We start from the raw sequence: 18,668 nt of genomic DNA, 5'->3' as shown, positions 1-18,668 counted from the left end.
TTTTGTGTCATATTTGTGCGTTTGAGACAAGCTACGTCAAATCCCAGGACACAAGAAAACCCCCTCCGACGCAGGTCAGAGAGGGTTTCTTTGGTCGGGCTGACAGGATTTGAACCTGCGACCACCTGACCCCCAGTCAGGTGCGCTACCAAGCTGCGCCACAGCCCGTCCTTGCCCCCGTCGCCGGGTGCTCGGAAAGATTACCTCACGATGGCGGCGAGATACTAATCGGCTGGTAGACGACGGTTTTGTGCTGTCACTCCGGGGTCGAACCCCCATACACCTCGCCCACCAACCGCTGCGACGCAACCTGGAACGCCACCGCCAGTGACAAATCGGAGTCGTCCACGTAATTCAGTGCGGCCGTCAACGTTCTACGACCGTCCAACGTGCTGTACATCAACGCCGCCTGACCCGCCGCTCCTCCGTTGTGCGAGATCAGGGTTTTGCCATCCTCGGTCGTCACGACGAATACCCCCAACCCGTAGTCCATGTTCGGGATGCCCGTCGCGCCCGGGGTGAACATTTCCGAAAGCAGCGGCGCGGGTAGCAGCTTCCCGCTGGTCAGTGCGGAAATGAAGGTGTGCAGGTCGGCGGTGGTCGAGATCATGTCGCCGCCCGCCGAGATCCACGACGGGTTGTGTTCGGTGACGTCGACCGGCTCACCTTCTCCGAGTCGGTAGTACGCGTGCGCGTGCGGCTCGGGAAGGACCGTCGACGTGCCCGGCACCACCGTCCCCGACAACCCGAGCGGGCCGACGATCAGCCGCCGCGTCTCCTCCGCAACCGAACGTCCCGTCACCTTCTCGATCAGCAACCGAGCCAGCACATAGTTGGTGTTCGAGTAGCTCCACCCCGTCCCCGGCTCGAACCGCGCGGGCTTCGACAACGCAAGCCGCACCAGTTCTTCGGGCCGGTAGGACTCATACCGTCGGGCGACCCACTCGCCACCGAGGGGCGTGCCCGGCGCGGCGATGCCCGACACGATCGTCCCGTCCTCGTAGTACTCGCCGGTGAAGTTGAAGATTCCGCTGGTGTGCTGCAACACCATTCGCACCGTGGCGCGCTCATCGAGCCCGAACTCGGGCAGATAGCCGGCGAGCGGGGCATCCAGGTCGATCTTGCCTTCGGCGACGAGCTGGAGCGCCAGTGTCGCGGTGAAAGTCTTTGTGTTGCTGCCGATTCGAACGTGACCGTCGACGGGCGGCTCACCCGGCTCACCCAACGCGGCAGCACCCGCGCTGCCAACCCACTCGCCTTGCTCATCGTTGACCCGCACCGTGAGGCCAAGGATGCCCGAGGCAACGATCTCGTCCATAACACGCTGGGTGGCAACGGCATTCAAAGTTGTTCTCACTGTCATGACGTCAAGCTTGTTAGCCACGCTTGCGATCAACAAGGACGACTCTTTCCCCGGTCAGCGGTTCCTGGGATGACTAATACCTGGATCTCCTGGTACCAGTGGTATATGGCGATGAATCGGGCGGCCGAGCTTGGCGAGTTCCTCAAGTCACGCAGAGCGCGGCTCGAACCAGCCGACGTGGGGATTGGCGAATCGGGGCGCTGGCGCCGCGTCGTTGGGCTGCGCCGCGAGGAGGTTGCGCCGCTGGCGGGAATCGGCGTCGATTACTACACGCGACTTGAGCAGGGTCGCGTGCAAGGCGTTTCGAACGAGGTGCTCGACGCGGTGGCCGACGCACTCCGCCTCACCCCGGCCGAACGCGAATACGTCCGCAATCTCAGCCGTCCACCGTCGACCGAACCGGCATCACGCGTTGTCCGCCCCGCCGTCCAGGACCTCCTCGACTCGCTCGCCGACACCCCCGCCTACATCCTTGGCCCGATGGCCGACATCCTCGCCTGGAACCAACTCGCCAGCGCCCTCTTTGTCGACTTCGCGAAACTGACTGTCCAGCAACGTAATTGGTCGCACCTGCTGTTCGAAGACGAACGAATCCAAGCACTCTTCGACGACCCGATGATCGGCGCACGCGACAACGTCGCCTTCCTGCGCCTGATGAACAGCCGCTACCCGAACGACACCGAGATGACCGACCTCATCGCCCGCATGCTCACCCGTAGCACGACCTTCCGCGACCTGTGGGACAAACGCAACGTCGCCGAGAAGTCCTATTGCGAATACCTGCTGCACCACCCGCTCGTGGGCGACATGACACTCGGCTTCCAGGGCGCTTTCCTGCCCGACGAACCGGGAAAACTGCTGGTCACGTACACGGCGGCCCGCGAGTCAGCTTCGGCGGACCGCCTGCGACAACTGTCCGCGCACATCCAACACCCCGACCGGACCCACCCCACCCCGATCGGCGGCCGAACGCACTGAAATACCGCTTATCGGGCGGTCCCGAAGCATCCGCATCTGCCGAATTGCGGTTGTTCGCTTCTTATATTTCGGACTCAAACCAGCGCTTCGGCGAGTCGATCGGTAGCTTGGATCAGCCAATCGGGGTCGCCGTGACGCCGTCCCCACATCGCTTCTCGGACTGCGCCGAACTGAGTCCATCGACGGGTCCGTTCGGAGTCGAGTTGCGCTGCTTCGCAATAGATGTCAAGCAGTCGAAGCACTCCGGGTTGCATGTCCGAGGACCGGAGCAGGCCGTCGAAGCGGGGACTACGGATGACATTGAGTGCCTCGTGGGCTGGGTCGCCGACGTAGGTTTTCGGGTCGACTGCAAGCCAGGATTCTCGATCTGATGCCAGGATGTTGGCGTCGTGTAGATCGCCGTGCACAAGGGTGTCCGGTTGCTCAGGTCCGAGCTCGTGCAGAGTGGCCATGGCGGCATCCATGATCTTGCTGGGCAGTGGGTGACCGAAAGTTGCTGCGGTGGAGCGAATTTTGTCGTGCCACCTATCGGTCCGGTCGGACAACTTAGGGAGTCCGGAGGGCGCAGCTACGGAGAGCCGGTGTGAGAGCCGACCTTGGATCATGATGGCTTCTTCTGGATCGGTGACCGTGGCGAGTGTGCGCTGCGATGCCCGTTCAAGCAGCATCGCAAAATGCTCGTCGGCGCGGGCGAACAGATGCGTCGAACCGCGGCCGTTCCAGGCCACGTACGCGTCCGGTTCGTGGAGGTTGCCCGGGTGTGGGTACGACACTTTGATGACCGATGGCGGTAGCTCGCGGTGATTCACTGGCACCACGATTCCGACCTGGCCATGCATAACCGGGCCCGCCAGTGTGCAGGACCAGCGTTGAAGCAAACCGTCGACAAGGGCGGGAAGTTCTGCCATCCAGGCGCGCCCGGAGGGTCCTTCGCGTTTTGCTATTGCGTCCGCGAACGAAGCCGGGATCTCGATCATGATGCAACCCTATGCAATCAGGGCGAGGCGGGCTGTTACCGTCCGGTTGTTGCTGACCAGAATACGCAGGATAATGCCGATTTCAGTGCGTTTCGTCCGAGCTCGACTTGCCTTCGTGGACTCTCATGTACTCATGATTGCGGTCGGCATGATGGACTCGTCGGATGGAGAAAGCTATGGGTCTCGATACTCATTTCGCCCGGCGAGCACAAGACGTGGAGCTGAAGCCGATCGACCCAAACCCGCTTACCGAGCGTGAATACCTCCAACAGTTCGCGGCGCGCCCGGGCATGTTCATCGGCTTCACCAGTGTTCGTGGCGTGACGTGCTTCCTCGACGGTTACGACTATGCCGCGCGACGATCAGGCAGTCCGGGCCTTGATGGCTTCCGCGACTGGCTTCTTGCCAATCACCTTCGCCGCCACAGCAGCTTCGCCTGGCCCGGTCTGGTCAAGCAGATCGCGCTGCCTGAGTGGGACTTCGTCACAGATCTCAGTCCCGAGCAGGAAATCCACACCCTTGAGGTTCTGTTCGACCTGCTCGATCGATTCTTGGCAGAACGTGAAGCCGTGAGCTGAATATCCGCTTCTGCCGCATACGGTGCTGACCGACCCGCCAGCGGGAGCCCCGGAAGTGCCAGGGGCTGGGCTGGGCCGACGACCGGCCAACGCCTGCAACAGCCGAATGGCATGAGCCCGTGGGCGGTCAGAATTCCAACTGGGCATCGAGTCGACCGATGATCGTGCGAAGCTCGCGCGCGCTGCGGGGTGACATCGCTGAGATCACGATGTCGAGCAGGTCGCGGGCCTCCACCTGACTGCCACAACAGAAGTCGTGCACATCCCCGAACTCGTAGTAATGCTGCAGCTCGCGCGTCGGACGGCGAACGTGGTTCTGCCACAAACGAACTGCATTGCCGACATCCCCTGTCCGCAGGTAGTTCCGAGTGCGCTCAAGGCGAGCGATCTCGGAATTCGCTGACGACGACAGTCCGTCGATAGCGGAGGCGGCGCCTCGGGGTCGGGGCCTCAACGCAGCGGCGGCCCGGACCTCGGATGGGCGGTTACGCGGCATGGGCCTTTCGGCTGGAGATCATGTCGAACATGATGCCACGATACGAACCCTGGCGAGCACCGCGCGAGAGTCAGCGTCGGCCGACCGCCTGCGAAAACTGTCCGCGCACGTCCAACACCCCGACCGGACCAATCCCACCCCGATCGGCGGATAGACTCCCCAGCATGCCTGAACCCGACAATCGGGATGAACTGTGCGGCCCCACCAGCTGGGATCGGGTGCGTTCCAATCTCGTTCTCGGACAACGCCTGACCGGAACCGTCGCAATAGTTCCACGGCCAGGCGCGATCGGCATCGTCATCGACCTGGGTCTGCCCTTCCAGGGATTCGTCGATGTGATGCTGCTGCCCTACGATGTCAGCCGCTGGCCCAGCCCAGGCACAACCACGGATTTTCTGATCTGGTGGATGGACAAGCGACCTCAAATACGCCTCGTTCCGGCCGATCGCCGCTACCGCCGCGACGACTTCGACACCTGGCGCCTTGGGCACGTCTCCCCTAGCAGTCCACTGAGCCGCGAGGATTTTCAATTCAATCCCCGGGATTAGTCGAGCCTCCAACGCTGAGCAGTAGGTCCGATCTCGAACGACCGTCGCTCCAGCTTCCCTTCCAGAGGCTCTCACGCGACCGTGAACCTAGAAATGTGTGGTACACAGCGTTACACTTAGAGGGTAGGGACAGGAGGTCCCAAACAATGGGAGCAAGACAATGACGTTTTCCTCAACCACTGGTCACGCCCACACGACCCAGGCAACCAACCCGGTCGACTACGCGGACGCGCTGCTCACCCTGTCGGAGGGGTCGGTGCATCGGCGCTTCGATCCTTACCTCGACATCGATTGGGACGCACCGGAACTCGCGATCGACCGCGACGATCCGCGCTGGGTGCTGTCGGCGGAGCTTGACCCGCTCGGCGCGACCGCGTGGTACCAGGGGCTGCCCCTTGAGCGGAAGATCGAGATCGGGCGCTGGCGGCAAGCGAACGCGGCCAAGGTTGGCCTCGCGTTCGAGTCGATCCTCATTCGCGGCATGATGCAGTACGCGATGGCGCTGCCCAACAACTCGCCCGAGTTCCGCTACTGCATGCACGAGATGACCGAAGAGTGCAACCACATCCAGATGTTTCAGGAGCTGGTGAATCGCATCGGCGACGATGTGCCGGGCATGCGACCGCTTTTCAAGGTGATGTCGCCGTTCATCGGTGTCGCGGGCGGGTATTTCTACGCCATTCTCTTCATCGGCATTCTCGGTGGCGAAGAACCGATCGACCACTATCAGAAGGCGCTGATCCGCTCGGATAACGATACGCAGCCCACGCTGCGGCGGATTATGCAAATTCACATCGCCGAAGAGGCGCGACACATTTCCTTCGCTCACGAATTCTTGCGTGCGCATCTGGAAAAGATGAATCCGGTGAGCACGGCGGTGTGCGGAGTCGCGTTCCCGATCGCGATGCGCTGGCTTGCCGATGAGTTGGTGAAACCGCCAAAGTCGTTCGCGCGCAAGTTCGATATTCCCGACGAAGTCTTCGCCGAGGCGTTCTGGGAGAGCCCGCATTCGCGCCACATTCTGTCGAGCTTCTTCGGCGACGTGCGCGCGCTTGTCGAAGACCTCGGCCTAATGAATCGCGTGACGCGCCCGCTGTGGAAGCTGATGAAGATCGACGGCGGCACGAGCCGCTACCGCGGCGAACCCGAGCGACGAGCCAGCTAGCCGGTGGTGCGACCCGCCCCAACGACAATCGGGGCGGGTCCTTCCCCACGCGCTCTGCGACGCCGCCACGCCACAGGGCACCCCCATCGTAGGCGCAATCGCCCGTCGGAGGTCCTAGGCACACGAACCTAACCGTGATCGCGCTTGTTTCTGCTGGTCGCGCGGTCGATGCGCGGGTCGTCGGTCACGTCGTATCGCGTCACGTACTCGCTGAGGAACGCTTGGACGGTCGCGGTCGCCGGGATCGCGAGCAGCGCGCCGACCGCCCCGAGCAGTGCCGCGCCGGCGAGCACGGCAAGCAGCGCGACGCCCGCGTTCACGTCAACCGTCCTCGCGGTGATGCGCGGCTGCAACAGATAATCCTGGAAGAACTGATAGAACACCGCGAACAGCGCGATCCACAGCACATCAATGGGGTCGAGCGTCAACGCGACGAGGATCGGCAAAATCGCGGCAAGGTAGGTACCAATTGTCGGGATAAATGAGGCGACAACACCGAACCACACACCGAGCGCGATCGCATTGGGCAGATGCAGAATCGCCATGAAAATGCCGTGCACGACGGCGGAAATGATCGCCAAGATCAGCCGCGAATACAGATAGCCGCCGGTTTTGTCGATCGCGAGATCCCACGCGTGCAAAACATTCGCCTGGCGCGCGGGCGGCAGTACCGAACACACTGTGCGCCGCAATTTCGGGCCGTCGGCGGTGAGATAGACGCTGAACAGCGCGATCGTCACGATTTCGACGACGCCACCCAAAACCGTTGTCGAAACACCCCATGCGTTGTCGGCGGCTTCCCGCGCGTAATTGCTGATCAAATCCGATTCGTGCAGAAGGCGCTGACTGAGGTCGTGGACGGTAAAGTGTTGTCCGAACGCGCGATTCACGCCGTCGACGGCCTCGTTCAGCAGGCGCGGCGCGTCGGCCGCCAGCCGCGTGACGGTCTGCACGAGCAACGTCACCAATGCCGCGACGAACGCACCAACACACAGGAACGTGCCGACGAACACGATGCCGGTCGCGAGCCCGCGCCGAACGCCGCGTCGCGCGAGTGCCGCGACGGCCGGTTCCATCGCCAACGAAACGAAAAACGCGACGAGCAGGATGATGAGAATGCCGCGCAAGCGATGAAACGCCCAGTCCCCCAACAGAAATAGCCCGAAGAACACGCAGCCGAGCGCCATCGCCTTCGGGAGCCATTCGGGCATCCTGCCGCGCGTTTCGGAGGTCACGCGTGCAATCGTTGCACCGCGACTAACCGGCATAACTCGGACATGATGGTGTGTCGCCGGGCGGGCCGCATCGTGACTGTGCTGTTATCAGCGTGCGTGAACTAGTCGGACACCGATGAGGGAAGGCGTGCGTTTTGCAAACAACAACCGCTGAGCGGCTGCGACAACTCAGAGAAAACCTTGATGCCGCACGCGAACCCGCGGGCGCGACAGGAGTGGCGAAACGCGCGGCCAAGGGTATCGCGAGCCCGCGCGAGCGCATCGCGATGTTGCTCGACGATGGCAGTTTCGTTGAAGTGGGCGCGCTGGTGCGCCAACCCGGCATGCCCGACGCGCTCTACGGCGACGGGGTCGTGACCGGGCGTGGGACCGTCGACGGGCGACCGGTGGTCGTCATCGCCCATGACCAAACGGTTTTCGGTGGCTCGGTTGGCGAGATGTTCGGCCGCAAAGTCGCCGCCGCGATGGACATGGCCGCCGACAATGGTTGCCCGTTTATCGCGATCAATGATTCAGGTGGCGCGCGCGTGCAGGACGCGGTCACGTCGCTTTCCTGGTACGCGGCAATGAGTTATCGCCAACTGCGACTATCCGGCGTTGTGCCGCAAATTTCGGTCATGCTGGGCAAATGTGCTGCGGGCGCGGTGTATTCGCCGATTAATACCGACGTGCTTGTCGCGACGGAATCGGCGCATATGTTTGTGACCGGACCTGAGATTATTCGCGAGACCACCGGCGAAGAAGTGACCCTCGACGAGCTCGGCGGCGCGTTCACCCAGGCGCGCAACGGAAATTTGCATCACGTCGCGGCCGATGAGCGTGCTGCCTTCGACTGGGTGCGGTCGTATTTGAGCTTCATGCCGTCGAATTGCTTCGACCGAACTCCGCTCGTGAACCCAGGGTTGGAGCCCGAGGTCACCGATGCTGACCGCGAACTGGATTCGCTGATTCCCGATTCCGATCGCATGGGCTACGACATGTACGAAGTGCTGCTTCGGATGTTCGATGACGGCGACTTCCACGAGGTCGGCGACGGGGCAGCGCGCAATATGATCACCGGCTTCGCTCGCGTCGACGGCCGCCCTGTCGGGGTGATCGCCAATCAGCCGCTGGTGCACAGCGGCGCGATCGACGCGCGCGCGTCCGACAAAGCAGCGCATTTCATTCGACTGTGCAACGCGTTTGGCTTGCCGCTGATTTTCGTCGTCGACACCCCCGGCGTGTTGCCCGGGGTCGAGGAAGAACGCATTGGCGTGATTAAACGCGGCGGGCGTTTCTTTTACGCGGTTGTCGAGGCGACGGTGCCGATTGTGACGGTGGTCGTGCGCAAAGCCTATGGCGGCGGTTACGCGGTGATGGGCTGCAAACAGCTTGGTGGCGACGTGAATTTGGCGTGGCCAACGGCCCGCATCGCGGTGATGGGTGCGGAAGCGGCCATTGGGCTCACCCAACGCAAAGCGCTCGCCGCGGTGCCCGACGAACAACGCGAGGCTGTTCGACAGGGCATGGTCGATTTTTACAATGCCGAAGTCGCGACACCCTGGACGGCGGCTGAACGCGGGTATATCGACGCCGTTATTCAGCCGTCAGCGACGCGATTGGAAATTCGCAAAGCGCTTAGGTTGCTTGCGGATAAGACGGTGCGACATGGGCCGCGCAAGCATCATTTGATGCCGCTGTAATTCACCGAATGGAGTCGGCGACGGCGATGAGGTGGAAGAACCGCGCGGTGTAAAGGTAGGGCGCGCGGTCGGCCAGCGCCAATTCCAGTCGTTCGAGCCTGTCGTAAAAGTCAGGGTCGAATTTTGCTTCATCATCAACGAGGAGGTCGCACACGCTGCGAATCCCGTACCGGCGCACCACCGGCAGGCCGACCTCGGCGAGGTCGGTGGTGATCCGGTCGGGATAGCAAGCGCGCGTTGCTGTTTCATACATCGCGGTGAAGCGGGTCGGGGCTGCCAACTGCGTGACGGCGCCGTCGAAATCGTGGCTGCGAACGGCGGCGATGAGCGGGTCGGCGTCGGCGTTGGGCGCGATCACCGAAAGCAGGCCGCCCGCACGCAACGGGCCGCGCAGCGCGGCGATGGCACGTTTCAGGTCGGGCACGTATTGCAGCACGTTATGGCACAGGACGACATCGAAACTGCTTGCGTCCAACTGGGTTCCGAGGTCATCGAGGCCAAGACATCGACTGTCGATGGCGACGCCGCGCTCGGCGGCCAGCGCGTGCGCCTCCGCGAGCGACGCTTCGGAGGGGTCGACAAGGGTCACGTGATGGCCCAGCGCCGCCAATTCGATTGCGTCCAACCCATTTCCGCCGCCGATGTCGAGCACGGATAGCCCGGTGTCGGTGAGGTGGTTGGCGAGGTTCGCGGCGGCGGTCGCGTAGCGCAGGCGCCCCCACGGGGTGGTTTGCCATTCGCGCAGCGCGGTCAAGCCTTGGTCGAACATCCCGGCGTCGTTCATCGGGTCATTGTGTCAAGAGTCGTAATGCGGCGAGGTCGGTCACATATTTTCCGATCAGCTCACGTGAAAGATGTGGGATCGTGCCGATCGCTTGGTGAAAGTCGTCAGCGGGCAGTGCCGAGCCAGCGCGCGCGGGCGCGGGACGGCGGAACGCGTGCAGGAGTGGCAAAACTGTTGCGGCGCGCTGCACTTCGGGCATGGCGCGCAGTGCTGTTTCGAAACGGGCGAGCCAGTCGGCGTAGTCGTCGACGCGAGTGATCGGGTGACCCGCCTCGATCAGCCAGTCGACAAAGGTGTCAAGGGAGATAGCGTCGTCATGGGGGTTGACAACGTTGTAGGCGCGATGGCCCGGCGCGCCGCTTAGTTCGACAATGGCGGTGGCGACGAAATCGGCGGGCAGACCGTCGTAGTGGGCGCGGCCAGGTCGGTAGAACGAACGGGGCGCGAGTCCGGTGCGCAGGACGCTGAGTAGGAGTCGAGTGAACAGGTCCGGCACGTTGACCTGGCCGGGGTAGTCGCGATGGGCGAGGATCATGTCGGAGCGAAACACTGTGACGGGCAACGACATTCGCGCAGACGCCTCGCGCAGCAGGACTTCGGCGGCCCACTTGCTGTTGCCGTAACCGTTGGCGTAGCTGTCGTCGACGACACGGGTGGGGCTCATTGTCGCGATGTCGCCGTTTTCGCTGAAGTTGGTGCACTGCGCCGCCACCGCGACGGTCGACAGGAAGCTGATCGACTTGCGTTTGCTGGTCACGGCGAGCTTGATGACTTCGGCGGTGCCGATAACATTGGGGCCGAATAGTTGCGCGTACGGCAACACATGGTTCACCAGGGCGGCCGAGTGCACGATGTGGTCGACCTCGTTGGCGAGGTGCGCCCACTCCCCTTGTGCAAGGCCAAATTCGGGTTCGGCGACGTCGCCTGCTCGAACCTCCAGTGCCGGAGCGAGTTTCGCGATTTTCTCCGCGAGGATGGGGTCGGTGTCGAAGACGGCAAGTAAGCGCGCTCGTGCGGTGTCGTCATCGGTAGCGCGGATAACGCAGATGATCTTGCCGCCGCGAGGTGCGAGTCGTTCGAGCCAGGTCAGCGCGAGGAAGCGGCCGAGGTAGCCGTTCGCGCCGGTGACGAGCACGGTTTGCGGGTCGTCGGCCAGCGGGAGGGTGGGCGCGTTCGCGATCAGGTCGGTGTCGATGAAGCTCGACAGGGCCACGTCGGTCGCGGCAATGGTGGCGGAGTTGCGGCCGTGGATGGTCGCCGCAGTCACGCGTTGATCCGACTTTCGCTCGCGGTCAACGTAATCCGCGATGGCCGCGAGGGTTGCCGTCGGGGCAACAATCGTACTGACGGGCACATCGACGTCGAGCAGCTCGGTGAGCAAGCGCGAATAACTCAGCGCGGCAAGTGAATCGCCACCCAGGTCGGCGAAATGCGCTTCGCTGTCCGGGGATTCGCAGCCCAGGATCGCGCGAGCCGCGCGGGCGACCGTCTCAAGGACAGGCAGTCCGGCGGCGTCGGCACGTAACGCTTGCACTTCGTCCTGCTGATCTTGCGCAAGTTTGGTGTAAAGCTCTTCGAGCGAAGGCCCGTAGCGTTCGGTTAGCTTGGGACGCAATGGTTTACCGATGCCCGAGAGCAGGCCGTTGTCGACGGTGAACGGCTCCGGTTCAACCAAGAAGTCGCGTAGGATTTCATACGGTTCGAGGTCATCCGCGACGGCGAGGAGCGAGGCACGCAGGCTGGCACGCAAGTCTTCGGGCGGTAGTCGCAGTGCCTCGTCGCTGGGCACGATGACCGCGAGTAGCGACGACTGCGTGCTGTTGCCGTAGACGAAGATTTGGCGCACCAATTCGGCTGTGGCGAACACCGATTCCAGTTTGGCGATCGTGACGAATTCGCCCTGGGCGAGCTTGAGGACGTTGTTGCGGCGGTCGAGGTAAACGAGGTGGTCGGGGGCGAGTTCGGCGACGATGTCGCCGGTGCGGTAGAAGCCGTCGGCGTCGAAAATCTCGGCGTTGAGGTCGGGGCGACGGAAGTAGCCGCTGATCATCGTTGCCGTTTTGAGCAGCAATTCGCCACGGGGAGAAGGGATGTCGGTGCTGAAGTAGCCAAGCTCGGGTACGTCGACGAGTTTGTAGTCGAGTACCGGCGGTCGCATGACCCGTGAGTTGACGATGAGCGGACTGCCCGCTTCGGTCGACCCGTACCCGTCGTGGAGGCGCAGTTCGAGCAGTTCCTCCATGAAGGCGCGCAGCGGTGCCGCGATGGGCGCGCTGCCGCACAGCGCGTTGATGACGCGACCGCCGAGCACGGTGGTGCGAATGTCGGCGCGGACCTGTTCGGCGACGGTCGGGTCCGGGTTGGCCGGGTTCGTCCGACGGGCAAGCTCGGCGTTGTAGCGGGCGAAGATCATCTCGCAGATGCGGGGAACGACGAAGATTTCGGTGGGTCGAACGAGCGCGACGTCGTCGAACCAGCTCGACATGTCTTGTGCGGCAGCGAAATACGCGGTGCCGCCGCGTGCGAGCGTTTTCGCGAGGCTCATGCGCCCCGCGATGTGGCTCATGGGGAGGAAGTGCAGGTCGATCACCGACTGTGGTCGCACGAACCGCCAGGCATGGGCGACGAGCCGCCTGCTGTACATCGCCCCTTTGGGCGTGCCGGTGCTGCCGGAGGTGTAGATGAGCAGGGCGAGCGCTTCGTCATCGGTTTCTGCGTGCGGTGAACTGTCCGGCGCTGAGACGTCCGAGTGCGGTGAGCCGTCCGGCGATGAGGCACCCACCTGCGGTGTGCTGTTCGGCGAAGGGGCGTCGACCTGCGCGGGTGCCGCAGAGTTCGCCGAGGTCATCGATAACGGAGGCACGGTTGGCTGCGCGGGTGCCGCTGACTGCTCGGAACCTGCCGCAGATCCGCCCGGCGTGCGACCCACGTATCGTGCCGCCGACTGCTCGCGACCCATCGCAGATTCGCCCGGCGTGCGACGTGCGTATTCGTCGAAAAGGTCAGGCAGCGTACGTATTCCGCCGACATCATCCCGCTCACGTGCCGCCGCCAGCGCATCGCGGTGCTCATCATCATCACCGTGAAAGTCGAACACCAGCAGCTCAGGCGCCCCAGCCTCAACCGCGACACCCAGATGCGCGACATCCACCGCGAGCACCCGTGGCGCGGTCTCCGCCAAGATCGCCCGCCACCGCGCTGGCCCCGCACCCGACTGCAACGGGACAGCCACCGCGCCCAACCGGATGATCGCCAAATCGATCGCGAGATAGTCGGGTCCGGTGAACCCACCGACCGCGATCACGTCGCCAGCGCCAATCCCGGCAGCGTGCCAAGCGGCAACGATCGCCGAAACCCGTTCTCCCAGTTCCGAATACGTGAGCGTGTCAAAAACCGGAAGCACCCGACGCGTTGACCGCCCCGTCACCGAATCGACGACCACTTCGGTTCGCCGAAACCCGACAGCGGGCCGCTCCGCGTAGGCGGCGAACACGGTGTCAACAATCTCGCCCAGCGACCGCCCCGGCGCGGTAATCGCCGCGTGCGCGTCCGGCGAGGGCTGGGCAGCCCGAACCTGCTCGTCCTCGGCATAAAGCCGCGCGATCCGGTCCGCCAGCCGCCCCCTGTCGCCCATCTCACGCACGCCGCTCACCTGCCCCGCCGACTCCGTCACTTCACGCACCCCGCTCGCCCGCCGCGCTGACTCCGTCACTTGCTGCCCCCGCAACTCTCCCGCATCGGCTCCGAGACCTCGCGAACTCCGCGCTCCTCGCGCGCCAGTTGTCCCCTGTCGCCCGTCGGCCTTGCCGGTTCACGAACTCCGCAATCCCCCCGCGCTGACTCCAAACCCTCACGCACCCCGCAACCCCTGCCAAGCCGCGCGACGCGCCGCATTCGGGTCCGCAATCACTCGCGGCGGGTTGTCAATGATTCGCGTCAATCGTCGCTCCGACGTGTACGCGGGCCAATCCGACAGCGGTGCGCCAGTCCGCGCGAACGCCAGCCAGTTGTCCTGGAACTGATCCTGCACCGATCGGAAGCCCCGACGACCACCCGCCGAGGTGATCGCGCGACCTACCAGCCCGTCGACCCAGCCGAACACCGGCAGCAGATCCAACGCGTGCGTCGCCCCAAGGCCCGCGAGGCGCAGCGCGCGCGACGCATAGTCGAACCGGTAGGCGTACGTGGGCGCGTAGGCGCTGTGCGCGTCAAGCACCTCAATGGTTGGTCGCCAAAACAGGTGGTCGCCGCTCACCCGCACCGCAGCACGCTGCGAAGGAAAACCCGGATAGGCGGCGAGCAGCGGCTCGATTCCAGTCCCGTAGGGCGACAACAACTTTCGCACCTGCTCAGGCGTATGCGGGACACCCTTCGCGAACCGCTCGAACAGCGTCATCTCGTGGCGATTGGTCCCGATGATCAACGGCACGCGCGCGGCGCGACCTGCGGCAATAGCGTCGCGTGGCGCTTCGGGCAGAAAATCCCCGTCGACAACAGGCGCGTACGGGAAAAATGCGGGATCGTCGCGCATCGTCGCGCCGAGCGCCCGATCGGCGGCCCGCCCAATCGCAGCAGGCGGAGCAGTAGCCAACACCCGCTCGGCAGCGGCCCGGTCGTTGGGGTCGACCCCCAACCGCGTAACAACTCGTCGCGCGAACGCCGCCGACTGCTCCGACGTCAAAGCCCAATCCGCGGGCGCACTTTGGGCGATCGCCCGATGAAACAACCCGCGCGCGGCAGGTGTGGCGAGCAGCGTGACCACCGCGTGCGCACCCGCCGACTCACCAAAGATCGTGACATTGGCGGGATCGCCACCGAAGGCCGCGATATTGCGTTGCACCCATTCCAACGCCGCGACCTGATCGCGCAAGCCAAGGTTGGCATCGAAAGGTCGTGAGGCCGTACCGAATTCGCGAAAGTCGACGTATCCGAGCCCGCCGAGTCGGTAATTCACCGAAACGACAATCACGTCGCCACGCGTGACAAGCCGGGCACCCGAATACATGCTCGACGTGCCAAGCAAATACCCGCCACCGTGAAAGAAAACCAGCACCGGCCGCGACGAACCGGCGGCGAGCGGCGCGGTGACATTGAGCGTGAGGCAATCCTCGCCAACGCGCTGCGGTCGCCCCGGGCCGGTCCGCGCCCCCGCCGGTGTCTGCGTTGCGGCAAACCCGAACTCCGTCGCGCGACGCACTCCGGTCCACGGCAGCACCGGCTGCGGCGCGCGCAACCGCAGCGCACCGAGCGGTGGTGCCGCGTACGGCAATGACCGCCAGGTTCGCACGTGTTTTCCGGCCCGACCGCGAACGACGCCGTCGGCGATCGCGACCTCAGTGTCACTCATTTGTCTAGCGTACGAAATGTCGCGACCCCGCGCGGGAAACTTCACTTATCAGGCACGAAACGCGGCGGGTTCATCGGCGGCGCGGCGGCCTCGGCATAGGCGGTGACCTGCGCGAGCGACACCCCCTTGGTCTCGGGGACGCGGCGGTAACAGAACACCAGCGACACCGCCGAGATGACCGCGAAGATCAAGAACATCGTCGACGCGCCCCACGCATGGGCCAACGGCGGAAACACAAGGCCGACAACGAAATTGCCCGTCCAGACGATAAAGGTGCAAATACTCATCGCGGTCGCGCGAATGGGCGCGGGAAAAATCTCGGAATTGAGCAACCACGACGGCATGCCGACCCCGAATTGATAAGCGGCCAAATATACGAACATCAGCGCGAGCAGCAGATACCCCATCGCGGGCGAATGATGCAGTCGCTCAAGGAAAGCCATCCCGAGCAGCACCACGATCACGATGCTGAGGCCAATGGTGATCAGCGGGCGACGCCCAAGCCGGTCGACAAGCGGGCGCGCGATGAGCACACCGACCACCGCACCGGCACCAATCGCGATCGACGCCGTCACGGCCGCGTTTTTGCCAAGCCCCGCGCCTTGCAGCGTGGTTGGCGCGTAGTAGACCACCGCGTTCACACCGCAGAACTGCTGGATAAGCGCGAGCCCAAGTCCGGTGATCATCAGGCCCCGCACGCGCGGGCGTCGCAACTGCGACCACAGGCTGTCCTTGACCGCCTTATCTTCGGCCTCGGCGAGCGAAATTCCGTGGATGCGATCCTGAATGAACTCTGGATAGGTGGTCTTGGCCAGCACTTCCTCGGCGTCAGCGCGCCGCCCGACCGACAAATACCAGCGCGGCGAGTCGGGGAGGAAATACATGCCGACAATCAGCGCGACAGCGGGCACCGCCGCGATCAACAGCATCGCGCGCCAGTTCCCCGACGGCGCGAGCAGCGCGCTCACGATGTAGGCGAGCAACTGGCCGACCGCGAGCATCAAACTGTTGGTCGCGACCATCCGCCCGCGCAGGTGCGGCGGCGCGATTTCCGACAGGTACATCGGCACAACAAGCGACGCCATGCCCACTGCCAGACCGAGTACAACGCGGGTCCCGGTCATCACCCACGCGTTCGGACTGAGTCCCTGACTGACCGCGCCGACCAGAAACAGCACGCCAGCGAGCATCAATGTGACCCGGCGGCCAAGCTTGTCGGCAAGGCGACCGCCCGCGAGCGACCCCATCGCCGCGCCAACAAGCAACGCCGAGGTGACAACACCGACCTGGGTCGGCGACAGGTGGAACTGCGGCGTCACGAAGACGAGCACGCCCGCGATGACGCCGGTGTTGTACCCGAACAGCGATCCGCCGATCGCCGCGACGCTCACGACGATCAGCAGGAACCGCTTGATCTTGGTGCGAACGGCGACCGACGGCCCTGGGATGCGCGGTCGCGACGACGCGTCGGTCATGGGCGGTCAGCTTTCCGCGACGGCGGTGATCTGGTCGAGCGAGACGCCCTTGGTTTCGGGCACTCGGCGGTAGCAGAAAATTAGCGAGGCGACCGAGACGCCGGCGAAGATGAAGAACATCGTCGACGCGCCCCAGAGATCACCAAGCGGTGGGAAGACGAGCGAGACGAAGAAGTTGCCCGCCCAGATCACGAAGGTCGCGATACTCATCGAGACCGCGCGAATAGGTGCGGGGAAAATCTCCGACAGCAACAGCCACGTCGGCACCCCAACACCGAGCTGGAATGAGCCGATGTAAACAACCATTAGGGCGAGCAGGGTGTAACCGGTCGTGGTGTTTTGGTGCAGTCGCTCGACAATGCCCATGCCAACCAACGAGACAATCATGATCGACAGGCCGATGAAGATCAGCGGGCGACGACCGAGCTTGTCTACCAACGACATTCCGATGATCACACCGACGACGGCCCCAACACCAATGCCGATCGACGACGTGACCGCGGCGCTGTCGCCCAACCCGGCGGCGGCGAGGGTGGATGGCGCGTAGTAAATGACGGTATTCACACCGACGAACTGTTGAATAATCGCTAAGCCGATACCGGTCCAAAATAGCGCGCGCACCTTGGGCTTGTGCAATTGTGCCCGCAGGCTATCTTTCACCGCGGCGTCAGCTTTTTCCGTTTTCTCGATTTCGTCGAGCTGCTTATCGACATCTTCGGGGAAGTAGGAGTGCTCAAGTACTTCGCGTGCGTCTTTCTTGCGACCCACTTGCAAATACCAGCGCGGTGAATCGGGCATGAAATACATCCCGATCAACAAGCCTGCGGCGGGAATGGCGGCCATCGCCAACATCAGGCGCCAATTGTGTGTTGGCGACAATGCCGCGTTGATGATGTACGCGAGCAATTGTCCGCTCGCGATCATCAGGCTGTTCATCGAGACGAGTCGACCACGGTAGGTGGCCGGTGCGATCTCGGAGACGAACATCGGCACGACAAGCGAAGCGGTGCCCACCGCGATACCGAGCAGCAGGCGTGTGCCGACCATGAACGCCTCGTTGGGGCTCAGGGCCTGGGCGATGGCGCCAATGAAGAACACCGCCGCGGCGAACATCAACGTGACGCGGCGTCCGTACTTGGTCGCCATCCACCCGCCGGTGATCGAGCCGATCGCGGCACCGACGAGCAACGAACTGGTGATAACGCCAACCTGCGTCGGCGATAGCCGGAAATCGGGCGTGAGGTAGACGAGCACGCCGGAGATGACGCCGGTGTCATATCCGAAGAGCGCCCCACCGAGCGCGGCGATAACAACGACGGTGAGGACGAACTTTTTGATTTGCTTCTGCTTCTCCACGCGCTCAGGCGTGTTGTGCGGAGGCTTTGGCGGCGGCTCGGTAACAGGCGACACTGTCGACCTTCCCGCGTCGAAATCGACGGTATTGGGGTGCCGGATCGGAATGTCGGTGCTTGGCTCGATGAGATTGTCGGCGGGGCCGTGAGGGCGATGGGTCGGCGGAGTCAAGATCGCGCCGGGGCCGTCGGGTTCGTCTTCAGGTGAGGATGCTCTCGGCTCGGCCATCTGCGCACCTCCGTGTGCTTTTGCCCTGGGCGGGAAAATCCGGGTTCCTGCACTTTAGTGGAGGCGGCAGCTAAATCGGTAGGACAGAGATCGACAGCAAAGTGTTAGCGAAACAATATCGACACGCGCGAAATTCAGCGCGATGATGCCGACGAATGTCGTGCCGCCCACGCGGTGACGCCACCCCAAAGGGTGAGGCGAATCGAGGCGGCGAGGTAAAGGAAATAGGCAAGAAAAACTAGGGTGTGGCCGTAATTCCCAATCCAGTCCCCCAGCCGCAACAGTGCGGCGAAACCAAATCCAACGAGAACGAGACCAAGAACGAGAGCGGGCGTCGCTAGCGGTGCGACGGGTGAATCGGGCGCCGATCCCAACGCGATGCGATGACGATGCCCGGAGTAGGTAAGACTGCTCATGAAACCAAACTCCTTCCGGGTGGCAACTACTAGCAGAGTCACG

The 18,668-nt window shown here is 63.6% G+C and carries 15 protein-coding genes and 1 tRNA gene; 5 read left to right on the top strand and 11 right to left on the bottom strand.

Annotation, left to right across the window (positions count from 1 at the left end; genetic code table 11):
• Positions 1–91: 91 nt before the first annotated feature.
• Together IEX78_RS00200 and IEX78_RS00195 are read right to left on the bottom strand one after the other, a co-directional pair.
• Positions 92–168, bottom strand: a tRNA-Pro gene (locus IEX78_RS00200).
• An 88-nt stretch (positions 169–256) separates the two neighbouring features.
• Complete coding sequence (locus IEX78_RS00195) at positions 257–1,363, bottom strand: serine hydrolase domain-containing protein (RefSeq protein ID WP_188826666.1); 1,107 nt, start codon at positions 1,361–1,363, stop codon at positions 257–259.
• A 69-nt stretch (positions 1,364–1,432) separates the two neighbouring features.
• On the opposite strand from IEX78_RS00195, the gene IEX78_RS00190 reads away from it, so the two are divergent.
• The gene (locus IEX78_RS00190) at positions 1,433–2,341 is read left to right on the top strand and encodes a helix-turn-helix transcriptional regulator (protein ID WP_188826665.1); all 909 of its coding nucleotides are present in this window, start codon (positions 1,433–1,435) and stop codon (positions 2,339–2,341) included.
• Between the two features lie 74 nt (positions 2,342–2,415).
• Here the strand turns inward: IEX78_RS00190 and IEX78_RS00185 are convergent, their stop codons facing one another.
• Positions 2,416–3,318: an aminoglycoside phosphotransferase family protein gene (locus IEX78_RS00185; protein ID WP_188826664.1), complete on the bottom strand. Its 903-nt coding sequence runs from the start codon at positions 3,316–3,318 to the stop codon at positions 2,416–2,418.
• Positions 3,319–3,494: 176 nt separating this feature from the next.
• Here IEX78_RS00185 and IEX78_RS00180 point away from each other — a divergent pair, with 176 nt between their 5' ends.
• Positions 3,495–3,896 carry a hypothetical protein gene (locus tag IEX78_RS00180; protein WP_229683603.1) on the top strand — a complete coding sequence of 134 codons (402 nt, stop codon included), beginning with the start codon at positions 3,495–3,497 and terminating at the stop codon, positions 3,894–3,896.
• 127 nt (positions 3,897–4,023) lie between these two features.
• Here the strand turns inward: IEX78_RS00180 and IEX78_RS00175 are convergent, their stop codons facing one another.
• On the bottom strand, positions 4,024–4,392 hold the full coding sequence (locus IEX78_RS00175; RefSeq protein ID WP_188826663.1) for a hypothetical protein: 369 nt from the start codon (positions 4,390–4,392) through the stop codon (positions 4,024–4,026).
• A gap of 164 nt (positions 4,393–4,556) precedes the next feature.
• Here IEX78_RS00175 and IEX78_RS00170 point away from each other — a divergent pair, with 164 nt between their 5' ends.
• Positions 4,557–4,940, top strand: coding sequence for a hypothetical protein (locus IEX78_RS00170; RefSeq protein WP_188826662.1), 384 nt, complete (start codon positions 4,557–4,559; stop codon positions 4,938–4,940).
• Positions 4,941–5,100: 160 nt separating this feature from the next.
• Positions 5,101–6,105, top strand: coding sequence for an AurF N-oxygenase family protein (locus IEX78_RS00165; RefSeq protein WP_188826661.1), 1,005 nt, complete (start codon positions 5,101–5,103; stop codon positions 6,103–6,105).
• 128 nt (positions 6,106–6,233) lie between these two features.
• Here IEX78_RS00165 and IEX78_RS00160 read toward each other — a convergent pair whose 3' ends face one another.
• Positions 6,234–7,340, bottom strand: a complete 1,107-nt coding sequence (locus IEX78_RS00160) for an AI-2E family transporter (RefSeq protein ID WP_229683602.1) — start codon at positions 7,338–7,340, stop codon at positions 6,234–6,236.
• A gap of 134 nt (positions 7,341–7,474) precedes the next feature.
• Between IEX78_RS00160 and IEX78_RS00155 the strand changes: the two genes are divergently transcribed.
• Positions 7,475–9,022 carry an acyl-CoA carboxylase subunit beta gene (locus IEX78_RS00155; protein ID WP_188826660.1) on the top strand — a complete coding sequence of 516 codons (1,548 nt, stop codon included), beginning with the start codon at positions 7,475–7,477 and terminating at the stop codon, positions 9,020–9,022.
• 1 nt (position 9,023) lies between these two features.
• Here the strand turns inward: IEX78_RS00155 and IEX78_RS00150 are convergent, their stop codons facing one another.
• The 6 genes from IEX78_RS00150 to IEX78_RS00125 form a co-directional block, all read right to left on the bottom strand.
• On the bottom strand, positions 9,024–9,806 hold the full coding sequence (locus IEX78_RS00150) for a class I SAM-dependent methyltransferase (protein WP_188826659.1): 783 nt from the start codon (positions 9,804–9,806) through the stop codon (positions 9,024–9,026).
• A 4-nt stretch (positions 9,807–9,810) separates the two neighbouring features.
• A complete protein-coding gene (gene car, locus IEX78_RS00145; protein ID WP_188826658.1) occupies positions 9,811–13,518 on the bottom strand; it encodes a carboxylic acid reductase in 3,708 nt (1,235 codons plus the stop codon).
• 138 nt (positions 13,519–13,656) lie between these two features.
• Complete coding sequence (locus IEX78_RS00140; RefSeq protein ID WP_188826657.1) at positions 13,657–15,153, bottom strand: carboxylesterase/lipase family protein; 1,497 nt, start codon at positions 15,151–15,153, stop codon at positions 13,657–13,659.
• Positions 15,154–15,194: 41 nt separating this feature from the next.
• Positions 15,195–16,628 carry a sugar porter family MFS transporter gene (locus IEX78_RS00135; protein WP_188826656.1) on the bottom strand — a complete coding sequence of 478 codons (1,434 nt, stop codon included), beginning with the start codon at positions 16,626–16,628 and terminating at the stop codon, positions 15,195–15,197.
• A gap of 6 nt (positions 16,629–16,634) precedes the next feature.
• Positions 16,635–18,209 (bottom strand): sugar porter family MFS transporter, encoded by a 1,575-nt coding sequence (locus IEX78_RS00130; RefSeq protein WP_188826655.1) that lies wholly within the window; start codon positions 18,207–18,209, stop codon positions 16,635–16,637.
• 134 nt (positions 18,210–18,343) lie between these two features.
• Entirely contained in the window at positions 18,344–18,625 is a 282-nt protein-coding gene (locus IEX78_RS00125; protein WP_188826654.1) for a hypothetical protein, read from the bottom strand.
• Positions 18,626–18,668 lie beyond the last annotated feature (43 nt).

The sequence above is a fragment of the Nocardia camponoti genome, from assembly GCF_014646135.1.
Taxonomy (GTDB): domain Bacteria; phylum Actinomycetota; class Actinomycetes; order Mycobacteriales; family Mycobacteriaceae; genus Nocardia; species Nocardia camponoti.
The sequence above is the reverse complement of the archived record's forward strand: the minus strand, read 5'-3'. Positions and strand labels throughout refer to the sequence as shown.

Coding starts and splice junctions, on each gene's coding strand:
- IEX78_RS00195 (WP_188826666.1), bottom strand. CDS start 1,363: ATGACAGTGAGAACAACTTTGAATGCCGTTGCCACCCAGCGTGTTATG.
- IEX78_RS00190 (WP_188826665.1), top strand. CDS start 1,433: ATGACTAATACCTGGATCTCCTGGTACCAGTGGTATATGGCGATGAAT.
- IEX78_RS00185 (WP_188826664.1), bottom strand. CDS start 3,318: ATGATCGAGATCCCGGCTTCGTTCGCGGACGCAATAGCAAAACGCGAA.
- IEX78_RS00180 (WP_229683603.1), top strand. CDS start 3,495: ATGGGTCTCGATACTCATTTCGCCCGGCGAGCACAAGACGTGGAGCTG.
- IEX78_RS00175 (WP_188826663.1), bottom strand. CDS start 4,392: ATGCCGCGTAACCGCCCATCCGAGGTCCGGGCCGCCGCTGCGTTGAGG.
- IEX78_RS00170 (WP_188826662.1), top strand. CDS start 4,557: ATGCCTGAACCCGACAATCGGGATGAACTGTGCGGCCCCACCAGCTGG.
- IEX78_RS00165 (WP_188826661.1), top strand. CDS start 5,101: ATGACGTTTTCCTCAACCACTGGTCACGCCCACACGACCCAGGCAACC.
- IEX78_RS00150 (WP_188826659.1), bottom strand. CDS start 9,806: ATGAACGACGCCGGGATGTTCGACCAAGGCTTGACCGCGCTGCGCGAA.
- IEX78_RS00140 (WP_188826657.1), bottom strand. CDS start 15,153: ATGAGTGACACTGAGGTCGCGATCGCCGACGGCGTCGTTCGCGGTCGG.
- IEX78_RS00135 (WP_188826656.1), bottom strand. CDS start 16,628: ATGACCGACGCGTCGTCGCGACCGCGCATCCCAGGGCCGTCGGTCGCC.
- IEX78_RS00130 (WP_188826655.1), bottom strand. CDS start 18,209: ATGGCCGAGCCGAGAGCATCCTCACCTGAAGACGAACCCGACGGCCCC.
- IEX78_RS00125 (WP_188826654.1), bottom strand. CDS start 18,625: ATGAGCAGTCTTACCTACTCCGGGCATCGTCATCGCATCGCGTTGGGA.